Source organism: Paraburkholderia sp. GAS333, assembly GCF_050435665.1.
In the GTDB taxonomy this organism is placed as follows: Bacteria; Pseudomonadota; Gammaproteobacteria; order Burkholderiales; family Burkholderiaceae; genus Paraburkholderia; species Paraburkholderia fungorum_A.
In genome coordinates, this window is record NZ_JBNDKS010000001.1 from 1,252,712 (window position 1) to 1,279,170 (window position 26,459).

Annotated in this window: 20 protein-coding genes; 17 read left to right on the plus strand and 3 right to left on the minus strand. The window is 61.8% G+C overall.

The window, feature by feature from the left end:
- Positions 1-171 precede the first annotated feature (171 nt).
- From ABH945_RS05650 to ABH945_RS05710, 13 genes are all read left to right on the plus strand, one after another.
- Positions 172-630, plus strand: a complete 459-nt coding sequence (locus ABH945_RS05650; RefSeq protein ID WP_429249958.1) for a hypothetical protein — start codon at positions 172-174, stop codon at positions 628-630.
- 208 nt (positions 631-838) lie between these two features.
- Positions 839-1,816 (plus strand): magnesium/cobalt transporter CorA, encoded by a 978-nt coding sequence (gene corA / locus ABH945_RS05655; RefSeq protein WP_074764158.1) that lies wholly within the window; start codon positions 839-841, stop codon positions 1,814-1,816.
- Between the two features lie 462 nt (positions 1,817-2,278).
- The gene (locus ABH945_RS05660) at positions 2,279-3,253 is read left to right on the plus strand and encodes a sugar ABC transporter substrate-binding protein (RefSeq protein WP_074764157.1); all 975 of its coding nucleotides are present in this window, start codon (positions 2,279-2,281) and stop codon (positions 3,251-3,253) included.
- A gap of 383 nt (positions 3,254-3,636) precedes the next feature.
- On the plus strand, positions 3,637-5,229 hold the full coding sequence (locus ABH945_RS05665; protein WP_074764156.1) for a sugar ABC transporter ATP-binding protein: 1,593 nt from the start codon (positions 3,637-3,639) through the stop codon (positions 5,227-5,229).
- Positions 5,229-6,296, plus strand: a complete 1,068-nt coding sequence (locus ABH945_RS05670; protein WP_074764155.1) for an ABC transporter permease — start codon at positions 5,229-5,231, stop codon at positions 6,294-6,296. Before ABH945_RS05665 ends, ABH945_RS05670 begins: the two co-directional genes overlap by 1 nt.
- 372 nt (positions 6,297-6,668) lie before the next feature.
- Complete coding sequence (locus ABH945_RS05675; protein WP_074764154.1) at positions 6,669-7,727, plus strand: LacI family DNA-binding transcriptional regulator; 1,059 nt, start codon at positions 6,669-6,671, stop codon at positions 7,725-7,727.
- 308 nt (positions 7,728-8,035) lie between these two features.
- Positions 8,036-8,965, plus strand: a complete 930-nt coding sequence (gene rbsK, locus ABH945_RS05680) for a ribokinase (RefSeq protein ID WP_074764153.1) — start codon at positions 8,036-8,038, stop codon at positions 8,963-8,965.
- A gap of 456 nt (positions 8,966-9,421) precedes the next feature.
- Entirely contained in the window at positions 9,422-11,179 is a 1,758-nt protein-coding gene (locus ABH945_RS05685; RefSeq protein ID WP_429249959.1) for a methyl-accepting chemotaxis protein, read from the plus strand.
- A gap of 514 nt (positions 11,180-11,693) precedes the next feature.
- Positions 11,694-12,455 (plus strand): hydratase, encoded by a 762-nt coding sequence (locus tag ABH945_RS05690; RefSeq protein WP_074764151.1) that lies wholly within the window; start codon positions 11,694-11,696, stop codon positions 12,453-12,455.
- 898 nt (positions 12,456-13,353) lie between these two features.
- Positions 13,354-15,276 carry a PrkA family serine protein kinase gene (locus ABH945_RS05695; RefSeq protein ID WP_074764150.1) on the plus strand — a complete coding sequence of 641 codons (1,923 nt, stop codon included), beginning with the start codon at positions 13,354-13,356 and terminating at the stop codon, positions 15,274-15,276.
- A gap of 192 nt (positions 15,277-15,468) precedes the next feature.
- Positions 15,469-16,740, plus strand: coding sequence for a YeaH/YhbH family protein (locus ABH945_RS05700; protein ID WP_074764149.1), 1,272 nt, complete (start codon positions 15,469-15,471; stop codon positions 16,738-16,740).
- Positions 16,737-18,464 (plus strand): SpoVR family protein, encoded by a 1,728-nt coding sequence (locus ABH945_RS05705; RefSeq protein ID WP_429249960.1) that lies wholly within the window; start codon positions 16,737-16,739, stop codon positions 18,462-18,464. Before ABH945_RS05700 ends, ABH945_RS05705 begins: the two co-directional genes overlap by 4 nt.
- Positions 18,465-18,760: 296 nt before the next feature.
- Complete coding sequence (locus ABH945_RS05710) at positions 18,761-20,065, plus strand: MFS family transporter (RefSeq protein ID WP_074764147.1); 1,305 nt, start codon at positions 18,761-18,763, stop codon at positions 20,063-20,065.
- A 105-nt stretch (positions 20,066-20,170) separates the two neighbouring features.
- On the opposite strand, the gene ABH945_RS05715 is transcribed toward ABH945_RS05710, so the two are convergent.
- The 3 genes from ABH945_RS05715 to ABH945_RS05725 form a co-directional block, all read right to left on the minus strand.
- Positions 20,171-20,392, minus strand: coding sequence for a hypothetical protein (locus tag ABH945_RS05715; protein WP_074764146.1), 222 nt, complete (start codon positions 20,390-20,392; stop codon positions 20,171-20,173).
- Positions 20,393-20,522: 130 nt separating this feature from the next.
- Positions 20,523-21,602 carry a glycosyltransferase family 2 protein gene (locus ABH945_RS05720; RefSeq protein ID WP_429249961.1) on the minus strand — a complete coding sequence of 360 codons (1,080 nt, stop codon included), beginning with the start codon at positions 21,600-21,602 and terminating at the stop codon, positions 20,523-20,525.
- A gap of 224 nt (positions 21,603-21,826) precedes the next feature.
- On the minus strand, positions 21,827-22,006 hold the full coding sequence (locus ABH945_RS05725) for a hypothetical protein (RefSeq protein WP_074764144.1): 180 nt from the start codon (positions 22,004-22,006) through the stop codon (positions 21,827-21,829).
- Between the two features lie 530 nt (positions 22,007-22,536).
- Here ABH945_RS05725 and ABH945_RS05730 point away from each other — a divergent pair.
- The 4 genes from ABH945_RS05730 (at position 22,537) to ABH945_RS05745 (ending at position 26,428) form a co-directional block, all read left to right on the plus strand.
- Positions 22,537-23,580: an ABC transporter substrate-binding protein gene (locus tag ABH945_RS05730; RefSeq protein ID WP_429249962.1), complete on the plus strand. Its 1,044-nt coding sequence runs from the start codon at positions 22,537-22,539 to the stop codon at positions 23,578-23,580.
- 84 nt (positions 23,581-23,664) lie between these two features.
- On the plus strand, positions 23,665-24,711 hold the full coding sequence (locus tag ABH945_RS05735) for an aromatic ring-hydroxylating oxygenase subunit alpha (protein ID WP_074764142.1): 1,047 nt from the start codon (positions 23,665-23,667) through the stop codon (positions 24,709-24,711).
- A gap of 2 nt (positions 24,712-24,713) precedes the next feature.
- The gene (locus ABH945_RS05740; RefSeq protein WP_429249963.1) at positions 24,714-25,559 is read left to right on the plus strand and encodes an ABC transporter ATP-binding protein; all 846 of its coding nucleotides are present in this window, start codon (positions 24,714-24,716) and stop codon (positions 25,557-25,559) included.
- Between the two features lie 107 nt (positions 25,560-25,666).
- Entirely contained in the window at positions 25,667-26,428 is a 762-nt protein-coding gene (locus ABH945_RS05745) for an ABC transporter permease (protein WP_429250370.1), read from the plus strand.
- Positions 26,429-26,459: the final 31 nt, after the last annotated feature.

The following is a 26,459-nucleotide window of genomic DNA, read 5'->3' on the forward strand; positions in this document are numbered from 1 at the left end:
CGGCCAAGCTGGTGCAACGGCTGCGCGTTGCTATCATGCAATGGCGAAGGGCAACACTCAGCAGTCAGGATGGCCTGGCAGCAGGGCACGCGTTGATCTCGCGTCACCTATCGCGCGCGGCATCGAAGTTCGAAGAACAACGACCACAATTAACAACACGGGAGAGACAGCATGCCAATGCGCATCGGTTGCCACTGCAAGGCCGCGTCTGTCGTGATGATCGCGTTTGCCATGCTCACCGTCGCGGCGCTCGGCGGTTGTGCTTCGACACCGGCCGAGCCTGTGCCCTTCAAGCCGGTGCCGTCGACGCGCATCGTGGAGCAGGGCTACACGCAACCGGCGCCAGGACTCGTGGCCGTGGATGTAAGACGGGAACGTTCGCGCGACGTCATCGTGCGGTTTCGCGACGCGCTGGTTTATATCGACGGCGAGCGGGTTACCGATCTGATGAACGGCGAGCACGTCGTCTTCTACCTCAGCCCCGGCGTGCACCGGATCGGCGTGTCGACGCAGTTCGATCCGGTGGTCGAGTTGAAGTTTATGGTGACGGCTGATCCGCGTTACACGAACCGCGCATCGGTCACGTTCAACGACGATCATCGCATTCTGCTGAACCGGGTTGCTCAATGAGGTTGTAGGCCGGCGCCGTTCAGGCGCGCGGAATGCTCTACCGCGACTAAGCCCCGCAGTCCGCAGCGATTAACAATTGGATACCTGACGTTTGCGCGTAGCCGCTAACATGGCGGCTACCGTTTATCCGTCAACGAGGACCTTGCGCCAGGCTTACGCTTCAGGCAATGCCGGCCGGTCTGTTTTAGCTTTTCAAGGTAATCCGAACATGCTGATCAATTGCGCCGCCTATCAGGACGGCCGGAAGCTGGCAGATATCGACATCGATAGCATCAGCGACTACGTGGCGCGGCCCGAGTGCTTCGTGTGGGTCGCGCTGAAAGACCCGGGCCCGGGCGAACTGGCCGTGATGAAAAAGGAGTTCGGCCTGCACGAACTCGCGATCGAAGACGCGCAGAACGGTCACCAGCGTCCCAAGATCGAGGAATACGGCGACTCGCTTTTCACCGTGATGCACACGGTCGAGATGGACGAAGAGGGCGAACTGCTGATCGGCGAAGTCGATGTGTTTGTGGGTAGCAACTATGTGTTGTCGGTGCGGCGCGGGACGAAAATCGGCTTTCAGAATGTCCGTGCGCGGTGCGAGCGCGAACCGCATCTGCTGAAGGAAGGTTCGGCGTTCGTGCTGTACGCGCTGATGGACGACGTGGTCGACCGCTATTTCCCCATCATCGAGGCGATGAGCACCGAGATCGAGAATCTCGAAGACCGCATTTTCGATCGCAACGATTCGGCGGCGTCGCGCGCGATCGTGCAGGATCTGTACTCGTTGAAACGCCGTCTGGTGATCCTGCAGCATCACATTGGACCGTTGCAGGAAGCCGTCAGCAAGCTGACAGGCGGTCGTATTCCGAGCGTCTGCTCGGGCATGCAGGCGTACTTTCGCGACGTCTACGACCATCTTGAGAGAATCGTCAGAACGATCGAAGGCCGGCGCGAAATCGTCGTCACGGCGGTGCAGGTCAACCTCGGCATGATCTCGCTGGCCGAGAACGAGGTGACCAAGCGGCTCGGCTCGTTCGCGGCGCTGTTCGCGGTGCCGACCATGATCGCCGGCATCTACGGGATGAACTTCGAAAGCATCCCCGAGTTGCATTTCAAGTTTGGCTATGAGATCTGCCTGCTGGTGATGCTGTCGGTCGACATTTTCCTGTACCGGCGCTTTCGCAAGGCCGGCTGGCTGTAGGGCTCGGGGCCGGTTTCACGGCTGGTATCGCAATCGGCTGAACACAGGCCAAGCACCGGCCACAAACCGGCCACAAACGCCAACCTCAAGCCCGTCTGACAGCGGGCCAACAACCTTCTTCAAAGTCCCCATCGCTCCGCGTTGTCCCCGCTTGCACCGCGCGCAATAAAAGGCCAGCATAAGCGGCCCGCCGGCTGCCTGTCTTGCAGCCGGCGGCAACCCTGCCACGCACGGACCGAGCGAGGGACCCTTGCCACACGCTGCCTGCCGACGCGCCTATCCGGCGAATCGGGCTGAGTCTACCGACCGCATAGCACCGCCGCACATCCTGCGCGCCGATGCACTGCAACACCGCGAATCGTTGACATTTCGAAGGAACTGCGCTGAGAATAGGCCTCGCAAACGTTTGCGCGCCACTAAAAATACGGCTCGGCTTCGAGCCTAGAAACCTGGAGATACGCAATGAGTCATTGCAACGGTCATCGCATGCGCCGCCGCATTCTTGCAGCTGCCGTCCTCGCTACCGCCACCGCCGCCTTGCCGTTTTCAGCCGCCTACGCGCAGAGCGCTCCCGCTCACAAGCCCAAGGTCGCGCTGGTCATGAAGTCCCTCGCCAACGAATTTTTCCTGACCATGGAAACCGGCGCGAAGGATTATCAGGCCCACAATTCCAGCCATTTCGACCTGATCACCAACGGCATCAAGGACGAGACCGACACGGCGAACCAGATCCGTATCGTCGAGCAGATGATCGTGTCGAAGGTCGACGCCATCGTGCTCGCACCGGCCGATTCGAAGGCGCTTGCGCCGGTCGTCAAGAAGGCGGTCGATGCGGGCATCATCGTCGTGAATATCGACAACCGGCTCGATCAGGACGTGCTCAAGTCGAAAGACCTGAACGTGCCGTTCGTCGGACCGGATAACGCGAAGGGCGCGCAGATGGTCGGCGATTACCTGGCCAAGCGTCTGAAGTCGGGCGACGAGGTCGGCATCATCGAAGGCGTATCGACCACGACCAACGCACAGCAGCGTACCGCGGGCTTCAAGGCGGCGATGCAGACGGTCGGCGCGAAGGTCGTGTCGGTGCAGTCGGGCGAGTGGGAAATCGACAAGGGCAATACGGTGGCTGCCGCCATGCTCAACGAGTACCCGAACCTGAAGGCGCTGCTCGCCGGTAACGACAACATGGCGATCGGCGCGGTCTCCGCCGTGCGCGCAGCGGGCAAGCAGGGCAAGGTGCTGGTGGTCGGCTACGACAACATCAACGCGATCAAGCCGATGCTGAAGGACGGCCGCGTGCTCGCCACCGCCGATCAATACGCGGCCAAGCAGGCCGTGTTCGGAATCGACACCGCGCTGAAGGCGCTCAGCGAGCACAAGAAGCAGTCGGAGCTGTCGGGCGTGGTGGAAACGCCGGTCAGCCTGGTGACGAAGTAAGCGTCGCCTAAGCAGCACCGGGCCGGATGCCGGGACCACGCGTCCGGTATCCGGCGCCGGGCTCACGGAATCGCACCGAAACCGGAGCCGTCGCGGGTTCCCGCTGCACCGCAACCGGACCCTCCGACGCCGGCAAAACTCCGGCTTCAGCGTGCGAATCCGCACTATTCAATAAACGCTCAATAAGCGCTCAAGAAACCCGCAGTGCCGCCGTTAATTTCAGTGGTAAGCGTCATGACGGCGGCTGGGCAACGGATGGTGCGCGAACCTTAGGACTCGCGAACCGCGCGTATTGAGCCGACATGACTCGTGACGGCCGGCCGCGACCTCATTTGCGTCACCGCGTATGAGGCCACGCCGCCCGCCATGGAAACAGGATCGCGATGGATTCAACCGACCACAACGCGTCACCCGTTGTACTGTCCGTCAGCGGCATCGGTAAGACCTATGCCGAACCGGTGCTCGCCGACGTTTCGCTGTCGCTGCGAGCCGGTGAAGTATTGGCGCTGACCGGCGAGAACGGCGCGGGCAAGAGCACGCTGTCCAAAATCATCGGCGGGCTGGTCGATCCGACCGCCGGCACGATGCAACTGGGCGGCGCGCCTTACGCACCGGCCAGCCGGACACAGGCCGAAGCGCTCGGCGTGCGGATGGTGATGCAGGAGCTGAATCTGCTGCCGACCTTGTCGGTCGCCGAGAATCTGTTCCTGAACCGGCTGCCGCGTGCGGGCGCATTCAGCTTTGGCTGGATCGACCGTCGCAAGCTGCGCGAGGACGCGCGTCAGGCGATGGCGCAAGTCGGCCTCGACGCCATCGACCCCGACACGCTGGTGGGCGAACTCGGGATCGGTCATCAGCAGATGGTGGAGATCGCGCGCAATCTGATCGACGACTGCCGCGTGCTGATCCTCGACGAACCGACCGCGATGCTGACCGCGCGCGAGGTCGATCTGCTGTTCGAACAGATCGACCGGCTGAAGTCGCGCGGCGTCGCGCTGGTCTATATCTCGCACCGGCTCGAAGAGCTGGCGCGGGTCGCCGAGCAGGTCGCGGTGTTGCGCGACGGCCGCCTCGTGCACGTCGACGCGATGGCGAACCTGACCAGCGACGAGATCGTCACGTGGATGGTCGGCCGCGAACTCGGCGAGCGGATCGATCTGGGCGTGCGCAACATCGGCGCGACGCTGTTGAAGGTGGACCGGCTCGCGCGCGGCAAGGTGGTGCGCGACGTGTCGTTCGAGGTGCGGGCGGGTGAGATTTTCGGCATCAGCGGGCTGATCGGCGCGGGCCGAACCGAGCTGATGCGGCTGATTTACGGCGCCGATCAGAAGGACAGCGGCACGGTAGCGCTGGCCGCGACGCCGGGCGCGACGCCAGCACCGGTGGAGATCGCGTCGCCGTCGGACGCGGTGCGCGCGGGCATCGCGCTGATCACCGAAGACCGCAAAGGCGAAGGCCTGCTGCTGCCGCAACCGATCGCGGCCAACGTGTCGCTTGGCAATATCGGCAGCGTCGCGCGGCATGGCGTGGTCGACGCGAAACGCGAAAACGCGCTCGCGCAGAAGCAGATCGACGCGATGCGGATCCGCAGTTCGGGACCGGGGCAGATTGTCGGCGAGCTGTCGGGCGGCAACCAGCAGAAGGTCGTGATCGGCCGCTGGCTGGCGCGCGATTGCCGCGTGCTGTTATTTGACGAACCGACGCGCGGTATCGACGTCGGCGCGAAGTTCGATATTTATGGCTTGATGGGCGCGCTGGCCCGGGAAGGGCGCGCGCTCGTCGTGGTGTCGAGCGACCTGCGTGAGCTGATGCTGATCTGCGACCGGATCGGCGTGATGTCCGCGGGAAGCATGACGGGCGTGTTCGAGCGTGATAGCTGGTCGCAGGATGCGTTGCTGGCGGCTGCATTTGCCGGTTACCGCAGCCGCGAGGCGATGCTGCACGCCCCCGATACCACTGAAGCAGGGAGTCTGTGATGACCGATCAATCGTTGCGGGAAACATCGGGCGGCAAGCAGGGCGCAGCAGGCGCAAACGCCGGCGCGGGCGGCAACGTCACGCCGCCGGCCGATCCGTCGGCGCCGCTCGCGAGCGGCAAACCGGCCGGCACGCGGCTCGGCTTTTCGAACTACCTGGGTCTGGCCGGCGCGTTGCTGGCGATGATCGTGCTGTTCTCGCTGCTGAGTTCGCACTTTCTGACTTACGACACGTTCAGCACGATCGCCAATCAGATCCCGGATCTGGTGGTGATGTCGGTGGGGATGACCTTCGTGCTGATCATCGCGGGGATCGATCTGTCGGTGGGGTCGGTGCTGGCGCTGGGGGCGTCGGTGGTCAGCGTGGCGGCGCTCAAGTGGGGCTGGGGGCCGATCCCGTCGGCGCTGCTCGGCATGGCGGCCGCCGCGCTGACCGGCACGATCACCGGTGCGGTGACGGTGGGCTGGCGGATTCCGTCGTTCATCGTGTCGCTCGGCGTGCTCGAAGCGGCACGCGGGCTGGCCTATCAGATGACGAATTCGCGCACCGCCTATATCGGCGACGCGTTCGACATCCTGTCGAACCCGATCGCGCTCGGCATTTCGCCGGCGTTCCTGATCGCGGTCGCGGTGATGGTGATCGCGCAACTTGTGCTCACGCGCACGGTGTTCGGTCGTTATCTGGTCGGCATCGGCACGAACGAGGAAGCGGTGCGGCTCGCGGGCGTCAATCCGCGGCCTTACAAGGTGATCGTGTTCGCGCTGATGGGCGCGATGGCAGGCCTCGCCGCGCTGTTCCAGATTTCGCGTCTGGAAGCGGCCGACCCGAACGCGGGCGTCGGCATGGAGCTGCAGGTGATCGCGGCGGTGGTGATCGGCGGCACGAGCCTGATGGGCGGACGCGGTTCGGTGATCAGCACGTTTTTCGGCGTGTTGATCATCTCGGTGCTGGCAGCCGGGCTCGCGCAGATCGGCGCGAACGAGCCGACCAAACGGATGATCACCGGTGCGGTGATCGTCGTGGCCGTGGTGCTGGATACGTACCGGAGCCGGCGCAAGCGGGCGTGATGCGAAGCGGGGCGGCAGCGGACTGGCGCAGCGGCGGCGGGTGGCGCGGCTGTGATGCTGCCGGATTTGCCGGATTTGCCAGACTGGCCGGATGAAGTGGCTGGAATGGCAAATGGAGCGGCAAATGGAGTAGCAAACGAAGTCGCGAACAGATGAGAAATGAAGTTGTAAGCGAGTGGCAGATGAAGTCGCAGAAAGCAGATGAAGGCGTAGCAGCAATGGTCTGGACCGGGGGCGGAACCAGCAGCAGTCGCAGCGTGACTGGCGGTACAGCAAAAATACAAACGGGGTTGGTCTGATTTCGATGAGAACGTCCGGTGGGTCGCCAGTTGGCGCGACCGGCGGGAAAAACAGGCAGGAGAGCAACAGGTTATGGCGACGATCAAGGATGTAGCGGCCGTGGCAGGGGTGTCGTTCACGACGGTATCGCACGTGGTGAATAACTCGCGGCCAGTGTCCGCCGACGTGCGCGCGAAGGTCGAGCACGCGATCCGTCAGCTTCACTATGTGCCGTCGGCGGTGGCGCGCTCGCTGAAAGCGCGGGCGACGGCGACTATCGGGCTGGTGGTGCCGAACAGCACGAATCCGTATTTCGCGGAACTGGCGCGCGGTATCGAGGACGGCTGTTCGCGCAATGGCTACTGCGTGTTCTTCTGCAATTCCGACGACGATCCGGCCAAGCAGCGTAACTATCTGCGCGTGCTGCAGGAAAAGCGCATCGACGGGCTGATCGTCGCGTCCGCCGGCGACGACGCCGTGCTCGCGCAGACCCTCGCCGACGCGCACGAGCCGCTGGTGATCGTGGACCGCAACATCGAAGGGCTGAACGCGGATCTGGTGCAGATCGACCATGAAAAGGGCGCCTATCTCGCCACGCGTCATCTGCTTGAACTCGGGCATGTGCGGATCGGCTGTATTACGGGGCCGGTCGCGACGGCGGTCAGCGCCATGCGTGTGCACGGCTTCATCCGCGCGATGACCGAGCGCGGCATCGAGATTCCGCCTGACGCGATCGTCGAAAGCGATTTTTCGGGCACGGGCGGGCATCGCGCGGCCGGACAGCTATTCGATACGGTCAAGCCGTCGGCGATTTTCGCAGGCAACGACATGATGGGCATCGGCGCGTTGCGCGCAGCGGCGGAGCGCAATATCAGCGTGCCGCGCGATTGCTCGATCATCGGTTTCGACGACATCGAACTGGGGCGCTTTACGTATCCGGCGTTGTCGACGGTCGGGCAATCGGTGCGTGCGTTGGGCGACATGGCGGCGCAGACGCTGATCGAGCGGATCGCGGGAAGCGCGCGAGGCGGTGCCGGTTTGCCGGTCGGCACGCGGGCGGCGGGGCGTCGCCGGGTGGTGTCGCCGAGGCTGATCGTGCGTGAATCCACGGCGACGTGGGCCGGAGCGGAGAAGCACGGGTTGGCGGCTTGAAGGTGGATTTGCGGCAGATTTGAGGTCGGTTCGAGGTGATAGCCGGGTGGTAAGGGTGGTAAGGGTGGCGTGGCATGGCGACTCGATCGCCCCACGCGCGCCAGTTTTTTGTGCGGTTTTCTGGCGGTTGGCCTGACTGCTTAACCGGCGGTCGATCGTAAATACCCGCTGCGATCGCGAGTCAGCGAGTCAGCCGACAGGGCGGCGAAACGATCCGGACACACGGCGCTCGCCGCCGGACGGGTCCGCGGAAGCCAGTCTGGCCTGGCACCGGCATAACCCTGCCGCACGCACGAAAGGAGACAGCAGTGGCAAGTAACGAAACGCGCTCACGCGTGACAGTGGTCGGCAGTCTGAACATGGATCTGGTGGCGCGTGCGCCGCGTATGCCGCATCCCGGCGAGACGCTCGCCGGCCGCACGTTCACGCAGGTCGCGGGCGGCAAGGGCGGCAACCAGGCGGTCGCGGCCGCGCGGCTCGGCGCGCAGGTGTCGATGCTCGGCTGCGTCGGCGCGGACGGTAACGGTGCGCAATTGCGCGCGGGTCTGGAGGCGGAAGGAATCGACTGCTCGGCGGTGGAAACCGGCAGCGAAGCGACCGGCGTCGCGCTGATCGTCGTCGACGATGCGAGCCAGAATGCGATCGTGATCGTCGCGGGCAGCAATGGCGAACTCACGCCGGAGACGGTCGGCCGTCACGAGGCGGTGCTGGCGTCCGCCGATGTGGTGATTTGCCAGCTCGAAACCCCGCCCGACACGGTGCGCGCAGCACTGGCCGCAGCGCGGCGTCTGGGCAAGACGGTGATTCTGAACCCCGCGCCCGCCACCGGTCCGCTGCCTGCCGACTGGCTGCCGCTGATCGATTACCTGATTCCGAACGAACTGGAAGCCGCCACGCTGACCGGTTTGCCGGTCGATTCCCCCGAAGATGCAGCCAGAGCGGCTGCCGCGCTGCAGGCGGCCGGTGTTCGCAACGTGCTGGTGACGCTCGGCGCGCGCGGCGTCTACGCGGCGCTCGATGGCGGACATGCCGCGCTATACGACGCGGCGAAGGTGAAAGCCATCGATACGACTGCAGCGGGCGATACGTTTATCGGCGGCTTTGCGGCGCAGCTTGCGCAGGGCGAGAACGTCGATACGGCGATCCGGTTTGCGCAACGCGCGGCGGCGTTGTCGGTGACTCGCGCGGGTGCTCAGCCGTCGATTCCCACTCGCGATGAAGTGGGCGCAGCGGGTTGATAGCCCAAGGACGGCGTCGCGACTGGCGTTCTCGTCCCCGCGTTCAAGCCCATTCAATCTGATTTGACTTTTGCCGCCACGCGCCAGATGCCTGGCGGCTTTTTTACGTCCCACATTGCCTTCGACGCTTCACGGCGTGGCGTCCGGTCGTTTTGGAGTCACCAATAAAACGGCGGTGAGCAAAACAGTTCGCACACATCCGCATCGGCTCTGATAAATCCCCGTTCTGCTGGGCACTCCTGCCCATCCAGGCCCCGCTCGACACCCCGTCGTGTAATTCTTCCAGTCCCTTACGGCGCGTTTCCTCATACCATATAAAACCTTCAAGTATGCATTTGGCGTGCCGTAAACGAGCTTATTAGAGCGCACTTTCAAAAAGCGCCATGCACGCAAACGCCACCCGTTATCCAGTGCTGCGTAAGCGGCCTCTCACATAGTCAAGCACAGGACTTAAGCATGTTGAACAAAGGCATTACGATCAAGGCGCGGATTGGCCTCACGATGGCTTTTCTCGCCGCGCTGCTGGTAGCGATTGGCGGTTTCGGTTTGTTCGGCATGGGCCGTTCGAACGATGCATACAAGGACACGTTCACCAACGCGATGCCTAGCGCCGTCAATATCGGCAATGCCGAGTTGTACGCCGCGCGCGAGCGCCTCGCTCTCGACCGCGCCGCGTTCATGATCGGCACGCCCGACGCGGTGCCGACGCTGGAGCGCGCGCACGCAATGCGCACCACCTCCGACATGTGGTGGAAAAAGTATCTCTCCCTGCCGCGCAGCGCCGACGAAGACCGTCTCGCGCAGGACGTCGCGGGCAAGCGCGACACGCTGCATCAGGAAATGGACGCGTTTTCGGCAACCGTGGCAGCGAACGATTCGGCCAAGGTGGTCGACGGCGCGAAGCGTCTGCAGGCCACTTACAACGAACTGTCCAATGCCGACGACGCATTGCGCAAGTTCCAGTTCGAGTCGGCCCAGCAGGGTTACGACGCGGCGCAGGGCAGCTTCGACGTGTTCCGCATGGTCAGCCTCGCCGCACTGTTGATCGGCGTGCTGGCCGCCGTGATCTCGTACCTGACGCTGAGCCGCGCGATTGCCCGTCCGCTGGACGAAGCGCTCGGCCATTTCGACGCGATCGCTTCCGGCGATCTGCGTCGCCCGGTCGCCGTGACTTCGCGTGACGAAATGGGCCAGCTGCTGGAAGGCATCGCGAAAATGCAGCGCAGTCTGATCGAAACCGTTCGCACGGTGCGCAGCGGCAGCGAGTCGATCGCGACCGCCACGCGTCAGATCGCGGCCGGCAACATCGACCTGTCGTCGCGTACTGAAGAGCAGGCGTCGGCGTTGCAGGAAACCGCGTCGAGCATGGAAGAGCTGACCGGCACGGTCAAGCAGAACGCCGACAACGCCCGCCAGGCAAGCTCGCTCGCGGCGAACGCGTCGGAAATCGCCAACAAGGGCAGCGCCGTGGTCGGCCAGGTGGTCGGCACGATGGGCGACATCAACCAGAGTTCGGCCCGGATCGCCGACATCATCTCGATCATCGAGGGGATCGCGTTCCAGACCAACATCCTGGCCCTGAATGCGGCCGTGGAAGCGGCGCGAGCCGGCGAAGAAGGGCGCGGTTTCGCGGTCGTGGCGGGCGAAGTGCGCAGCCTCGCGCAGCGTTCGTCGGCGGCGGCGAAGGAAATCAAGGAATTGATCGACACGTCGGTGGAGCGCGTTCAGTCGGGCTCGGCGCTGGTGGACGAAGCCGGCCGCACGATGACCGAGATCATCGGCGCGGTGCAGCGCGTGACGGACATCATGGGCGAGATCGCGGCGGCATCGGAAGAGCAGAGCGGCGGGATCGACCAGGTGGCGCGCGCTGTCACACAGATGGACGAAGTGACGCAACAGAACGCGGCGCTGGTGGAAGAGGCGGCTGCGGCAGCGTCTTCGCTCGAAGACCAGGCCGGCAAGCTGCGCACGGCGGTGGCCGTGTTCCAACTCGACGAGGGTGGCTATCGCGCGCCGGAAAGCGCGCCGCGCCGTGCGTCGACGCCGGTGCGTCCGGCTGCGCGCAAGGCACCGTCGATGTCGGCTGCGACGCGTGCTCCTGCCGCTCCGGCGGCGTCTGCTGCTGCACCGGCCGCTGCTGCGCCGGCTAGAGCACCCGCCAAGGCCGCAGTGACCGCGAGCGCCGGTGGCGATCAGGATTGGGAAACGTTCTAAACGGTCGCCGGCAGGAGTCGGGGTCGAAGTTCGATTTCGATGCGGCGATTGACGTGTGGGGAGGCGGCTCGGCGGTCCGGGCAGCCTGACAGACGATTCGAGCAGGCGCAGAGTGGTTTCGTCCCACTCTGCGGGTTATTCGCTGATCCCAACCGGCCACGTCGAGCCGCGCGGGAGTCGCAACATTCATTCCCGGAATCTCGCATTCCAGACGCACGCTCATGGCCTCCGACTGGCCATTGCCCAGACCTGAAGACCGCGAATGCATCGGCATCCGCGGTCTTTTTTTATCGTGTGCGCATTAAGTCACCTTTCCGATCACAGTCCGAACCCTGGCGGGCGTCGTGATCCGGTACATTGACGGGCGCAGTCATGGCTTCGCGGCTGCAATGTCCATGCGCATCAGGTTATTCCGCACGCATGGGCTTGCTGTCTTCAGGCGCCGCAACACATGGCTTCCTTCAACCAGTACGCCATACCAGGCCGCTTAATGCGCCAGCCAGAAAGGACCGACATGACGCCATACGACCTCGCGCAACGCCTCGTCGAAGCACGCCGGCTGCATCGCCCGATCGATGCGCCCGCCCCCGACAGTCTGCCGCCCGATGCGGCAACCGCGTACGCGATCCAGCAGGCGGTCATCACCGGTCTCGGCGACTCGACCGGCGCCTGGAAGATCGGCGCGAAAGCCCCAGGCGGCGCCGCTGCGGGCGCGCCGATTCCGGCCTCGCTGGTGCTGCCCTCGCCTGCACGGGTCGCGCATGGCGGTTTTTTCCGGGTGCTGATCGAACTGGAGATCGCCTTCCGTTTCGCCGAGGCGATCGAGCCGCGCGGCCGGGCCTACGCGCGCGATGAAGTGTTGTCGAAGGTCGGCGTCGTGCTGCCGGCCATCGAGATCGTCGATAGCCGTTTCAGCGAATGGCCGAACGTCGCGCCGCTCGCGCAACTCGCCGATGCACAGAACAACGGCGCATTGATTACGGGCCATCCGGTCGCCTATGCGGGTCTCGCCCGCAACTTCGATTTCGTTTCGCCGGAACTGGAATTGACCTTCGACGGTGAGTCGCTGGTGCCGGAAGCGACCGGCAATCCGGCGGGCGACCCGCGCGAGCTACTTGTGTGGTTCGTCAATCACTGCGCGGCAATGGGCATCACCATCGAACCCGAATGGACGCTGACCACCGGTTCGTATGTTGGCGCACACAAGCTGGAACACGGCGGCGTGGTGCGCGGGCACATCGACGGGCTGGGTGAAGTGGAGATTGAACTGACGTGAACTGACGCCCACGAGCAGTGCTGAAACAGGCAGGCTCGACACGATCTGTAACAGCGCCAATGTCGCGCTGCGTGTGTAACAGCGCATTACGAAGCTTTATTCAAACGGCTGCCTGAGGGCGGCCGTTTTTTATTGGTCGAATCCTTTGTCGCATCTGCAATGGCCGCTTTGCCGTATACACCTATGAAAGCGATTCGATGTACCGCCGTCATTCAGATAGGCAGGGGACAACCATACTGTCCAAACGGTTAATCGGAATGATGCAAGGCCGATTGTTCGCGCAGGCATGCATCGTATGAGTGCGTGATGAAGCGGAACCAAAATCTTCACGCGTTGACGAACAGGCTGAAGATGATCGACCCGTGTTTCAGCAGAGGCATTGCCTGGGAACATGTAACAGACGCGTGTTCGCTGTAGACCGGATGCGAGTGCCGCGCGTTGATGAAAAAATGGCCGGGCATGCAAATAGCCCATAACGTCCGCGTTTTTTAGCTACAGAGTGTGTGGACACAGACAGCTTGTCCGATGCAGCAGTGAGATTGTTCACTGAACAGGATAAGCATAACGACCCTTAGGACCGGGCATCGAAAGCGCAGAGATGGGACAGACACCGAGGCATAGATGTCGTGGCATGACGACGCCAAAGGTGGCAACGCAGCAGACAGTCACGCAGTAATGCAATCACGTGAAGCAATAATCGCTGCGATGTGAGTGCAAGATTGTAGGTGGTCGAAATTTTGTTTCCAAGTAGCGAATGTTGGGATGCGCATACGGCGCGATTTTCGCCACGTAGTTCATGGAAAAAAAATTTAAAAGGGTTTAGGATGAATTCGAGCGATGTCGTTTCCGAATAGCGCGCCGCGCACGACATCGGTCTAGACTTCGGCGAGGAGGTAGCATGGATATCTACAGCAGTTTCGCGACCCGCTTCGAGAAAACGCGAGAAGATGAACTCTCGCTCGAGGAGTACCTCGCGCTCTGCAAAGACAATCCCGCCGCGTACGCCACGGCTGGCGAACGCATGTTGACGGCCATCGGGGAGCCGGAACAGATCGACACTCGTAACGATCCGCGCATGTCGCGTATCTTCGCGAACAAGGTCATCAAGGTATACCCCGCATTCCGTGAGTTCTACGGAATGGAAGAGGTGATCGAGCAGGTGGTCGCCTACTTCCGGCACTCGGCCCAGGGGCTCGAAGAAAAGAAACAGATTCTGTATCTGTTGGGTCCGGTCGGCGGCGGTAAATCGTCGATTGCGGAACGTCTGAAACAACTCATGGAACGCGTGCCGTTTTACTCGATCAAGGGCTCGCCCGTGAACGAGTCGCCGCTCGGTCTGTTCGACTATGAGGAAGACGGCCCGATTCTCGAAGAACAATACGGCATTCCACGCCGCTACCTGAAAAGCATCCTCAGTCCGTGGGCGGTGAAACGCCTGCACGAATATAACGGCGACATCCGCAAGTTCCGCGTGGTGCGCCGCTACCCGTCCATTCTTCGCCAGATCGGTATTGCCAAGACCGAGCCGGGCGACGAGAACAATCAGGACATCTCGTCACTGGTCGGCAAGGTCGACATCCGCAAGCTCGAACAGTACGCACAGGACGACGCAGACGCCTACAGCTACTCCGGTGGCCTGTGTCTCGCCAATCAGGGTCTGCTCGAGTTCGTCGAAATGTTCAAGGCGCCGATCAAGGTCCTGCACCCGCTGCTCACTGCAACCCAGGAAGGCAACTTCAAGGGCACGGAAGGCTTCGGCGCGATTCCTTTCGACGGCGTGATTCTCGCTCACTCGAACGAGTCGGAATGGAAGGCGTTCCGCAACAACCGCAACAACGAAGCACTGCTCGACCGGATCTTCGTGGTGAAGGTGCCGTACTGCCTGCGTTACGGTGAAGAGGTCAAGATCTACGAGAAGCTGCTGCGTAATTCGTCGCTGGCGAATGCGGTATGCGCGCCCGGCACGTTGAAGATGATGGCGCAGATGTCGGTGCTCACGCGTTTGCAGGAGCCCGAGAATTCGAGCCTCTTCTCGAAGATGCAGGTGTACGACGGCGAGAATCTGAAGGACACCGATCCGAAGGCGAAGTCGTATCAGGAGTACCGCGATTTTGCAGGCGTCGATGAAGGGATGACCGGCGTGTCGACCCGCTTCGCGTTCAAGATCATGTCGCGCGTATTCAACTTCGACTCAACGGAAGTCGCGGCGAATCCGGTGCATCTGATGTACGTGCTCGAACAGCAGATCGAACGCGAACAGTTCCCGCCGGAAACGGAACAGAAGTACCTGTCCTTTATCAAGGACGTGCTCGCCTCGCGCTACGCGGAGTTCATCGGCAAGGAAATTCAGACTGCGTATCTGGAGTCGTATTCCGAGTACGGTCAGAACATCTTCGATCGCTATGTGACGTACGCCGACTTCTGGATTCAGGATCAGGAGTTCCGCGACCACGACACCGGCGAGAGTTTCGACCGCGCGGCGCTGAACGCCGAACTGGAGAAGATCGAGAAACCGGCAGGCATCAGTAACCCGAAGGACTTCCGCAACGAGATCGTGAACTTCGTGCTGCGTGCGCGTGCTGCGAATGCGGGCAAGAACCCCGCATGGATCAGCTACGAAAAGCTGCGCGTCGTGATCGAAAAGAAGATGTTCTCGAACACGGAAGAACTGCTGCCGGTTATCTCGTTCAACGCCAAGGGCTCGGCGGAAGAGCAACGCAAGCACGAAGACTTCGTCAATCGTATGGTGACGAAGGGCTACACGCCGAAGCAGGTGCGCTTGTTGTGTGACTGGTATCTGCGTGTGCGCAAGTCGTCATGATGCGCATTGCGTGCCGCCCGCGCGGTCAGACCGCGCGGGCACCTTGCGAGGCGCAGGCTGTATGGACATAGTGTTGCCGGTGTAGCACAGGCAGCGTGCGTCTCGCGTACCGGAAATTAGCGCAGCTGCATGGGATCGGAACTGAGGTTAAGCGCCAACTTCCGATCTAGAGCGTTGCATGGGAGACCGGGCGTGCTTCATCAAATCATCGACCGCAGGTTAGCAGGCAAGAACAAAAGCATTGCGAATCGCGAGCGTTTTTTGCGTCGCGTCAAAAACTACATTCGTCGCGCCGTGTCGGAAGCGGTACGCGATCGCAGCATTAAAGACATTCAGAATACCCAGAGCATCACCATTCCGCGTAAAGACATCGCGGAACCGTCGTTCCGTCACGGTCCGGGCGGCAAGCGGGAAATGGTGCATCCGGGCAACTCGGACTACATCCGCGGCGACAAGATCCAGCGCCCGCAGGGCGGCGGCGGTGGAGGCGGGGGCAATCAGGCCAGCAACGAGGGCGAGGGGCAGGACGACTTCGTATTCGAGCTGAGCCGCGAAGAATTCATGCAGTATTTCTTCGACGACCTCGAACTGCCGCGTCTCGTCAAAACCCATCTGATGGCCGTGCCCACGTGGAAAAGCATCCGCGCGGGCTGGGCTGCCGAAGGCACGCCGAATAATATCGACGTGGTCCGTTCGCTGCGCAGTGCGCTCGGCCGGCGTATCGCGCTCGGCGCGCCGCTCGTCAATCAGTTGCATGAGATGGAACGGCAACTGGAGCTGATGAAGGCCGACCCGGCCGATCGTCGCGACGAGATCAAATTGCTCGAAGAAGAAATCCACCATTTGCGCGGCCGCATCTGGCGAATTCCGTTTATCGATCCGTTCGATCTGCGCTACGTGAATCGTGTGAAGCAGCCCACGCCGTCCAGTCAGGCGGTCATGTTCTGTCTGATGGATGTGTCCGGTTCGATGGACGAGCAGCGCAAGGACCTCGCCAAGCGCTTTTTCATCCTGCTGTATCTGTTCCTCAAGCGTAACTACGAGAAGATCGAGGTGGTGTTCATCCGCCACCACACGCGCGCCGAAGAAGTCGACGAAGACACGTTCTTCCATTCGACCGAAAGCGGCGGCACGGTCGTGTCGAGCGCGCTGGAACTGATGCAGAAGGTGATGGACGAGCGCTATTCGCCGACTGAATGGAATATTTACGGCGCCCAGGCATCGGACGGCGACAACTGGACCGACGACTCGCCCAAGTGTCGCAAGATTCTGTCGGATGACATCCTGGAGAAGGTGCGCTATTTTGCGTATATTCAGGTGGCGCCCGAAGAGCAGAACTTGTGGCTCGAATATGCGCAGTTAGCGTTAAGCCAGCCGCACATGGCGATGAAGAAGGTCGAAACCGCGGCTGACATTTATCCGGTGTTTCGCGAACTGTTTGAGAAGCAGGCGGCGAATTCATGACGAGCAAGCCCCTGCACGACGATGCGCGCGGCGACGCAGACAATGCAACGCCGGCGCGCGAGATAGGCGTGCCGCAGCAATCTTCGGGGCATGCCACGGTTGGGGCGGACGACACAGGCGCCGCCGCAGCCGCAGCAGTCCACAGCGCTGCAGCACGGGGACACACCGGAACGCCCAATCAAGGGCAAAGGGAAGTCCGTATGAACGTAGCCGATAGACGGCCTCTGCCGTGCCCGTCCGACTGGACCTTCGAATTGATCGAAGAGTACGACTCGCATATTGCCCGTGTTGCAGAGCAATATGAACTCGACGTGTATCCGATCCAGCTCGAACTCATCAGCGCCGAACAGATGATGGACGCTTACGCGTCTGTCGGTATGCCGGTGAACTACCGTCACTGGTCGTTCGGCAAACACTTTCTTTCCACTGAAAAAAGCTACCGTCGCGGGCAGATGGGGCTCGCGTACGAGATCGTCATCAATTCGAATCCTTGCATCGCGTACCTGATGGAAGAGAACACGATGACGATGCAGGCGCTCGTCATCGCGCACGCGGCCTACGGGCACAACTCGTTCTTCAAGGGCAACTATCTGTTCAGACTCTGGACGGATGCGCACGCGATCATCGACTACCTCGTCTACGCGAAGAATTACATCGCGGAGTGCGAGGAGCGCTTCGGACTCGATCGGGTCGAGGAACTGCTCGATTCGTGCCACGCGCTGATGAACTACGGCGTGGACCGGTACAAGCGTCCGCAGAAGCTGTCGCTCGAAAAGGAATTCGCGGCGCGCCGCGAACGCGAGGCTTATCTGCAATCGCAGGTCAATGAATTGTGGCGCACGCTGCCCACCCGGCATACGCCGTTGCCGGAGGAAACCGAGGAGCGTTATCCGCCCGAGCCACAAGAAAATCTGCTGTATTTCGCGGAGAAAAATGCGCCTTTGCTGGAGCCGTGGGAGCGCGAGGTGATTCGTATCGTGCGCAAGGTGGGCCAGTATTTTTATCCGCAGCGGCAAACCCAGGTGATGAACGAAGGGTGGGCCACGTTCTGGCACTACACGTTGCTCAACACGATGTACAACCAGGGCAAGCTCGAAGACGGCTTCATGATGGAGTTTCTCCATTCGCACAGCAACGTGGTGTATCAGCCGCCTGTGACGAAGCCGTATTACAGCGGCATCAATCCGTACGCGCTCGGTTTTTCGATGATGAGCGATATTCGCCGCATCTGCGAAGCGCCGACTGAGGAGGATCGCCGGTGGTTTCCTGAGCTTGCGGGTAGCCCGTGGTTGCCGGCCATGCATTACGCGATGCGCAACTTCAAGGACGAGAGCTTTGTCGCGCAATATCTGTCGCCGCATCTGATCCGCGAAATGCGTCTGTTCTCGGTGCTCGACGACGACATGCGCGATTCGCTCGAAGTGTCGGCGATTCATGACGACAGCGGCTATCAGTACGTGCGTCAGGCGCTGTCGCGGCAGTACGACATGCATCATCGGGAGCCGAATATTCAGGTGTGGTCGGTCAACACGCGCGGCGACCGGAGCCTGACACTGCGGCATTTCATGAGCGACAACCGGCACCTGTCGTCCGATAGCGATGAAGTGCTCAAGCACATGGCACGCTTGTGGCAGTTCGACGTGTATCTGGAGAGCGTCGACGAAAACGGTACGGTCAGGAAGAAATATGACTGCCGGTATGTGCCGCCTGCCGTGAGGTTGTAAGCCTTTTCGCCGGAAACGCGGTGACGCCGAAGTCTTCCGGTCACGTCGCCCCAAAGCCCCAGCCAGTCTCGCGACTGCTGGGGCTTTTTCATTGGTTACGCGCTGGAGTGCGTTGTTTTCATAGCGTTTTCCAGACTTGTCTTCTGTCTGCTTAAACTAACAAAATCCCATCTTTGCCTTTCTATTCTGTAAAATTCGCGCGCCACGCGATGGACGTTCGTTACATACGTCGGCGCGAGTCGCAAAGGCGGCGAGACGATCGCCATCTCCGTTTCAGAAAAGGGAAAGATATCAATATGAGTGAACTGACCGATCAATCCGTGGGCTCGGCTCACGACACGCGGCGCCGCATTTTTGCGATCGTCGGCGCTTCGTCGGGCAATCTTGTCGAGTGGTTCGACTTTTACGTGTATTCGTTCACCGCGCTGTATTTCGCGCCCGCATTTTTCCCGAGCGGCAACACCACCACGCAGTTGCTCAACACCGCCGGCGTGTTCGCCGCGGGCTTCCTGATGCGCCCCATCGGCGGCTGGTTCTTCGGCCGTCTTGCGGACAAACGCGGCCGGCGCACGGCGATGATGGTGTCGGTGTTCATGATGTGCGGCGGCTCGCTGGTCATCGCCATGTTGCCTACGTATGCGCAGATCGGCGCGTTCGCGCCCGCGCTGCTGCTGCTCGCGCGTCTGTTCCAGGGCTTGTCGGTGGGCGGCGAATACGGCACCAGCGCAACCTACATGAGCGAAATCGCGCTCAAGGGACGGCGCGGTTTCTTCGCGTCGTTTCAGTACGTGACGTTGATCGGCGGACAGTTGTGCGCGTTGCTGGTGCTCGTGATTCTGCAACAGACGCTTTCCACCGAAGAGCTGAAGGCATGGGGCTGGCGCGTGCCGTTCGTGATCGGCGCGATCGCCGCGCTGATCGCGCTGTATCTGCGCAAATCGCTCGATGAAACGACCACCGCCGCGACGCGTCAGCGCAAGGAAGCGGGCACGCTGCGCGGCCTGTGGATGCACAAAGGCGCGTTCATGACGGTGCTCGGCTTCACGGCCGGCGGCTCGCTGATTTTCTACACGTTCACGACCTACATGCAGAAGTATCTGGTCAACACCGCGGGCATGCAAACCAAAACCGCCAGCAACGTGATGACCGCCGCGCTGTTCGTCTACATGCTGATGCAGCCTGCGTTCGGTGCGTTGTCCGACCGCATCGGCCGCCGTCGTTCGATGCTGTTTTTCGGCCTGTTCGCGACTCTCGGCACGGTGCCGCTGCTGCACGCGCTGAAGGATGTGTCGAGCCCGTACGCGGCGTTTGCGCTGGTCGTGGCGGCGCTCGCCATCGTCAGCTTCTATACGTCGATCAGCGGGCTGATCAAGGCGGAAATGTTCCCGCCGGAGGTGCGCGCGCTCGGTGTGGGTTTGTCGTATGCGGTGGCGAATGCGATATTCGGCGGCTCGGCGGAATATGTCGCGTTGTGGCTGAAGTCGATCGGCGTCGAGTCGATGTTCTTCTGGTACGTCACCGCGATGTGCGCGATTGCCGGGCTGGTGTCGCTGCGTATGCGCGATCCGTCGAAGGAAGGGTATTTGCGGCACGAGCCTTGAAGGTGTGATACGCGTCTGAAAAACTGAAAAACAGCGGCCGGAGGTGACTTCGGCCGCTGCTTTTTTATAACATGTCACGCCCATGCACACGTATAAGTCGCGCCTTCAGCTCACCACAATCTGCGTTCCCAACGCATGCAACAGATCGCGCAACGTCTCGGCCTGCGCCATTTTCGCATCGCTTCGAAGATGAATTTGCACCGCGCGTCCCGCGATGCCGTCAACGGGCTGCGCGAGCCATAACTCCACGGCGAGGCCGAGGCCTTCGGGCTGATTGTCGACGACGGGTTCGATCACTCGCGGCTTGAAACAGGCACTGTCGGACATGGTGGCGACTCACCTTGGTGGATAACGAAGGTTCATCGTAATCAGCGCCGCGCGTAGGGCCAAGCAACAAATACGCGTTTGCTAATCAGCCGATGCTTAGCACGCAGGGTGGTTAAAAACTCAAACACGCTCAGACCGGCTCAGACCGGTCCGTCACCAGCTCATTGACCAGCTCCTTGACCACCGCCGCCGAATCGGCAACGGCAGGCGCGGCAGCCACCGCCGCAACCGCGGCCGCAGCGACGGCCTGTCTGCGCACAGTGAACCCGGCGCGCGCCAGCGTCAGCAGATGGTAGTAAAGCCGCGCGCTGACTCCGTAGTTGTACGCGAACAGATGCCCGAGCGCGATCTTCAGGCCGGCCCATGTTTGCCGGTTACGCGCGTGCACCGACACGACAATCGGCACCAGCCGTCGCAATGCCAGCCTGCGCGACGATTCCAGTTCGGGCGGCAGCTTCAGCGCCTTCACGAACCCGTACGCGCTGACCGTCGCCGCGATCGCCGTGCCGCGCGTGCTGTGCGAGACCGAGGTCGCCGTCTTTCTATAGACGGACACGTAGTCGTGCAGGTAGTACACCTCGCGCGCCGCGAGACAGAGTTCCGTGCCGAACACGAAATCGCAGCAGATGCCGTACTGCTCGTCGTAGCCGATCCGCTTCACGAGATCCGCGTTCGCCATCCAGCCATTGTTCGGGAACATCTGGACCAGCCCGGTGCGGCCAGGCTGCGCCTGCAGACCCTGCGCGTCTTTCGTGCGCCGGAACGCGGCATTCAGATGGACGCTCGCGTCGAAGTCGACGATGCCGTCGTGATCGGCTTCGTACTGGTCGCCGAACGCGGCATCGAGCTGCGGATGAAGCTGCCACAGCGACACGAGTTTCGCGACGCCGTCGGTGGTGAGCAGGTCGTCGTCATGGATCAACAGGATCTTGTCGCCACTCGCGCGTGCAAAAAGACTCGCGACATTGCGAGCCTGGCCGAGCGGCGGCTGATTCAGCGTATAGCGCACGCGCGGCTCCTGCGCATAGCGTGCCGAGATCAACTGTTCGGTGCGGGTGTCCTTCGAATCGTCGCCGATCACGATTTCGAGATTGTCGTAGGTCTGCGCGAGACACGAATCGATGCATTCGACGAGCAGTTCAGGCCGGTTGCAGGTCGGCAGACAGATCGACACTTTCGGCAGATGCCGCGAGGTGGGAGAGATGGACATGGGCGTCGCCTTTTTTATCGATTAAGGGGCGGCAGCCGGCCCGCTTGGCGCGGAGATCGCTGCAAGCAGGAAAATAGTCCATTACGCGGGAAAAATAATCGGTAAAAAACCGGAAGAAATGTTTGCGTTCCGAAAGGCGCTGTAAGGAAGAATTTTGCGCGGCTTTGTTGCGGAAAATGCAGCAAAGCCGCCGGAACATTTTGAATTATTTTTTCAACGAGCTTTTAACTGACCGACGGTTCGCCTTCACCGGGCTTCTTGCCGGGGTGGTCGGCGGGCGACTGATCGCGGTTGGCGTCGTTGCGTTCGGGCAGTTTGCTTTTTTCGTTGTCGCTATGCACTGCCGGTTGCGGATGTTCGATGTTGGCCGGTTTGGTCTTCGCATCGTCTTTGGTTTCGCTCATGGTCGCTCTCCGGTTGGTTGGACTCCTTGAATGGAGCAAGCCGCAGTCCCGGTGCTTTTCTCGTTGCCTACGTCCACGCCCTCAAGCACGGCCTGCGCGCACCGATGTGGTGCCTTAACGCGTTGAGCGGGTGCGGCCTGGGGTCAAACGGCTGCGCAGGAAATGCGTCGGACGCGTGTGGTCATGCATCTCACGGCGCCGTGCTCGGCTGGCACAACATTCGCTTAATACGCAATCAGAGTAGAAGCGGCTAGCGAGCCGGCATGTTAATGCCGGTCACCGTGGGGCATTGCTCTTGGGGCGCATCGTGCGCCCACGTCGATCCTTTCGACGTTTGATCGGAACCGTCCGGTTTCGCCAACAAGGAGCGTGCGATGCAGTTGCCCCAAATTGTCACCCGACTGTTTTGCGTCACTGCAATGAGCCTCTGCGCGATCACGCTCGGCGGTGTCATCGCGCGCTCCCTGTTGCGACGCCTTTCCGCTATTCCAACCATTCCCACGATTCCTACTTTCACACGGAGTTCAGTCATGCGCGTTCTGCATCTTCTCTCCCGTCTTGCTCGCGTTGCAGTGTCGGGCCGTTCGCTTATCTCTTCGTTGATCGCTCGCCGTGCCGCCGCTGCCGCGTTGACCGGCCTCGCGCTCGCGACGCCGCTGGCCCATGCCGAAGACCACGTCACGCTGCTGACCAGCTGGTATGCGCAAGCCGAACACGGCGGCTTCTATCAGGCTGTCGCGACCGGCATCTACAAGAAGTACGGACTCGATGTCACGATCAAAATGGGCGGCCCGCAGGTCAACGGCATGCAGTTGCTGGCAGGCGGCCAGGCGGATTTTCTGCTCGGCTACGACTTCCAGGTGTTGTCGAGCGTCGAGGCGGGTATTCCGGTGACCACGGTCGCCGCCGCGTTCCAGTACGACCCGCAAGGCATGATGACCCACGCGGACGTCACCAGCCTCGGCGGTCTGAAGAACAAGACGATTCTGGTGGCCGGTTCGGGCCGCACGACATGGTGGCCGTGGCTCAAGGCGAAGTACGGCTACACCGAAGCGCAGGCGCGCCCGTACACCTTCAACCTGCAACCGTTCTTCGCCGATCAGAACGTCGCAATGCAGGCATACCCGTCGTCGGAAACGTTCCAGGCCGAGCAGGCGCACGCGAACGCGCACTTCTTCCTGTTCGCGGATGACGGCTATCCGCCGTACAACACGACCATCGTCACGATGCGCGACACGATGAAGACGAAGCCGGACGTGGTCGCACGTTTCGTGAAGGCGTCGATGGAAGGTTGGAAGAGCTATCTGAACGATCCCGCGCCGGGCAATGCGCTGATCAAGAAAGACAACCCGCAGATGAGCGACGCGCAACTCGCATACGGCGTTGCGCAACTGAAGAAGCTGAAGATCGTGACAGGCGGCGATGCGGCGACCCAGGGCATCGGCACGATGAGCGACGCGCGCTGGAAGAAGACCTTCGACTACATGGTCGACGCCAAACTGCTGAAGCCCGCGACCGACTACCACGCGGCCTACACGCTGCAATTCATTCAGAACGTGAAGGTGATGCCTTGATGCCGTGCCGGTGCATATGGAACACAGGCATCGCACGCATTGAACAACCCCACATCTGAACGTCAGAAAAAGAAGGAGCCTCACATGCTGGTCACCCGTCAAAAAGTTTTGCGCCGCTTCTGGTACGCGATCATGCCGATGTCGCAACTCGACGCCGGTCCGCAGCCGTTCACGCTGCTCGGCGAGCCGATCGTGTTGTGGAAGGGCGCGGGCGGCAAGCCGCACGCGTTGCAGGACCGCTGCTGCCATCGCACGGCGAAACTGTCGAAGGGTTTCGTCGACGGCGACGGCAACATCGCCTGCGGTTATCACGGCTGGACCTACGACTGCACCGGTCAATGCGTGAAGATTCCGCAGAACGACGGCGGCACGATTCCGTCGCGCGCGGTGGTGCAGTCGTACCACTGCGAAGAGCGCTACGGCTACGCATGGGTCGCACTCGACGAACCTCTGCGGCCGATTCCCGAATTCCCCGAAGACGGCGCGCCGGGCTATCGCCGCATCCTGCAGTTTTACGAGCGCTGGCAAACCAGCCCGTTGCGGATGATGGAGAACTCGTTCGACAACTCGCATTTCAGTTTCGTGCACAAGGGCAACTTCGGTCTGTTCGACAACCCGAAGCCGTCGAGCTACGAATTCCGTCCGAACGACTGGGGCTTCGAAGCCGAAACGCATGTGCCGGTGCGCAATCCGCCGGCGAGCTACCGCATTACCGGCACGACCGAGGAAGTCACCGAGCGGCATCTGATCAACCGCTGGTTCATGCCGTTTGCGCGGCGCTTTGGCTGCGTGTATCCGGCGAGCGGCATCCATCACATCATCTACAACTGCGCGACGCCGATTGACGACCGCACGCTGATGCTGTCGCAATGGCTCTACCGCAACGACACCGAAGAGGCCTGCACGACGCAGGAGTTGATCGACTGGGATCGCCCGATCACCGACGAAGACCGCGACATCCTCGAAGCCACCGACTACGACGCGTGCATCGACGTGCGCCGTCAGCAGGAATGTCATATGGAGTCGGACAAGCCAGGCCTGCTGATGCGCCGCATGCTGCTCAAGCTGCTGAACGACCACGGCGAAAACGAAGTCTTTCGCGAAATAGTCCCCATTCACGTGGAGCAATGAACATGGCCGCGACTGAAGCTTATATTCCCAAAGCGGCCGCGCCGTTGCTGTCGGTGCAGCGCGTCGACAAGCGCTATCCGAACGGCACGGTCGCGCTCGAAGACGTGCGGCTCGCGATCGAACCCGGTGAGTTCATCTCGTTGCTCGGACCGTCCGGTTGCGGCAAGAGCACGCTGCTGAAAATGTTCGCCGGGATCGAAACGCCGACGCATGGACACATTCGCTGGTGGGGTCAACCGTTCGACACGGTGGGCTCGAAAGGGCGGCGTATGTCGATGGTGTTTCAGGAAGCCACGCTGATGCCGTGGGCGAGCGTCGCCGATAACGTACGCCTGCCGCTCGATCTCGCGCATGTGCCGCGTCGCGAAGCGGATGCACGGGTGGCCGACGCGCTCGAAGGCGTCGGGCTCGGCAAGTTCGGCAAGGTGCTGCCGCGCGAACTGTCGGGCGGTATGCAGATGCGCGCGTCGCTCGCGCGGGCGCTGGTCACCGAGCCGGATCTGCTGCTGCTCGACGAACCGTTCGGCGCGCTCGACGAATTCACGCGCAACCGGCTCGACAGCGATCTGCGTGACTTGTGGAAACGACGCGGCATGACGGTGGTGTTCGTCACGCACAGCATTTACGAAGCGGTGTATCTGTCGAGCCGCGTGGTGGTGATGGGCGCGCGGCCTGGGCGGATCATCGCCGAGGTGCCGATCGACGACGCGACTGCAGGCGCGCTGGAGCGCGACGATGCTTATCGTGTCAGCGAGCCGTTCATGCGTCATTGCAAGACGCTCTCGGAATTGATTGCCGATGCGCACCGCGCATCGTTCGCGAACGAGGAAACAGGAGTGCAATCATGACAGGCGAAGTGCTGGTGGGTCATTCGGCTAAAACGCGACGCGAAACGTCTGCGGTAACGACAACGGTCGCGAAGCCCGCGCGTCGGCCGTTGCTGCAACGTCCCGGCATGGCGAAAGCACTTGCACCGTGGATCGTCGGCGTGCTCGTGCTCGCGATGTGGCAAAGCTGGTGCGTGCTGATGAAGGTGCCCGCGTACCTGGTGCCGTCGCCGTCGGCCATCGTGACTGAGTTGATTCAGGACGCGCCGTTGCTGTTCGGCAGCCTGCTCGCGACGTTGAAGATCACGCTGCTCGCGTTCGCGCTGGCGACTGTGCTCGGCGTCGCGATTGCGTTGCTGTTTGTGCAGAGTCCGCTGATCGAGGCGAGTCTGTTTCCGTACGCGATCCTGTTGCAGGTCACGCCGGTGGTTGCCATCGCACCGCTGATCATCATCTGGGTCAAGGACATGAATGCCGCGCTCGTGTTGTGCGCGACGCTGGTCGCATTGTTCCCGATCATCTCGAACACCGCGCTCGGTTTGCGCAGCGTGAACCCCGGCCTGATCAACCTGTTCAAGATCAATCGCGCGACGCGCTGGCAGACTCTGGTGCGCTTGCGGATTCCAAGCGCATTGCCGTATTTTTTCGGCGGACTGCGGATTTCAAGCGGTTTGTCGCTGATCGGCGCGGTGGTCGCGGAGTTCGTTGCAGGCACGGGCGGCAGTGGTGCAGGGCTCGCGTATCAGATTCTGCAAGCCGGTTTTCAGCTGAATATTCCGCGTCTTTTTGCGGCCTTGCTGCTGATTACCGTGACGGGTGTCGTGCTGTTCGCGATCACCGCGTGGGTGTCGCGCATCGGTTTGCGCGGCTGGCACGATAGCCAACTCTGATTCTTCGCGTTCACGAATTCACGCATTCAGG

Coding starts and splice junctions, on each gene's coding strand:
- ABH945_RS05685 (WP_429249959.1), top strand. CDS start 9,422: ATGTTGAACAAAGGCATTACGATCAAGGCGCGGATTGGCCTCACGATG.
- ABH945_RS05690 (WP_074764151.1), top strand. CDS start 11,694: ATGACGCCATACGACCTCGCGCAACGCCTCGTCGAAGCACGCCGGCTG.
- ABH945_RS05720 (WP_429249961.1), bottom strand. CDS start 21,602: ATGTCCATCTCTCCCACCTCGCGGCATCTGCCGAAAGTGTCGATCTGT.
- ABH945_RS05715 (WP_074764146.1), bottom strand. CDS start 20,392: ATGTCCGACAGTGCCTGTTTCAAGCCGCGAGTGATCGAACCCGTCGTC.
- ABH945_RS05745 (WP_429250370.1), top strand. CDS start 25,667: ATGGCGAAAGCACTTGCACCGTGGATCGTCGGCGTGCTCGTGCTCGCG.
- ABH945_RS05670 (WP_074764155.1), top strand. CDS start 5,229: ATGACCGATCAATCGTTGCGGGAAACATCGGGCGGCAAGCAGGGCGCA.
- ABH945_RS05710 (WP_074764147.1), top strand. CDS start 18,761: ATGAGTGAACTGACCGATCAATCCGTGGGCTCGGCTCACGACACGCGG.
- ABH945_RS05650 (WP_429249958.1), top strand. CDS start 172: ATGCCAATGCGCATCGGTTGCCACTGCAAGGCCGCGTCTGTCGTGATG.
- ABH945_RS05725 (WP_074764144.1), bottom strand. CDS start 22,006: ATGAGCGAAACCAAAGACGATGCGAAGACCAAACCGGCCAACATCGAA.
- ABH945_RS05675 (WP_074764154.1), top strand. CDS start 6,669: ATGGCGACGATCAAGGATGTAGCGGCCGTGGCAGGGGTGTCGTTCACG.
- ABH945_RS05665 (WP_074764156.1), top strand. CDS start 3,637: ATGGATTCAACCGACCACAACGCGTCACCCGTTGTACTGTCCGTCAGC.
- ABH945_RS05730 (WP_429249962.1), top strand. CDS start 22,537: ATGCGCGTTCTGCATCTTCTCTCCCGTCTTGCTCGCGTTGCAGTGTCG.
- ABH945_RS05695 (WP_074764150.1), top strand. CDS start 13,354: ATGGATATCTACAGCAGTTTCGCGACCCGCTTCGAGAAAACGCGAGAA.
- corA (WP_074764158.1), top strand. CDS start 839: ATGCTGATCAATTGCGCCGCCTATCAGGACGGCCGGAAGCTGGCAGAT.
- ABH945_RS05740 (WP_429249963.1), top strand. CDS start 24,714: ATGGCCGCGACTGAAGCTTATATTCCCAAAGCGGCCGCGCCGTTGCTG.
- ABH945_RS05660 (WP_074764157.1), top strand. CDS start 2,279: ATGAGTCATTGCAACGGTCATCGCATGCGCCGCCGCATTCTTGCAGCT.
- ABH945_RS05735 (WP_074764142.1), top strand. CDS start 23,665: ATGCTGGTCACCCGTCAAAAAGTTTTGCGCCGCTTCTGGTACGCGATC.
- ABH945_RS05705 (WP_429249960.1), top strand. CDS start 16,737: ATGACGAGCAAGCCCCTGCACGACGATGCGCGCGGCGACGCAGACAAT.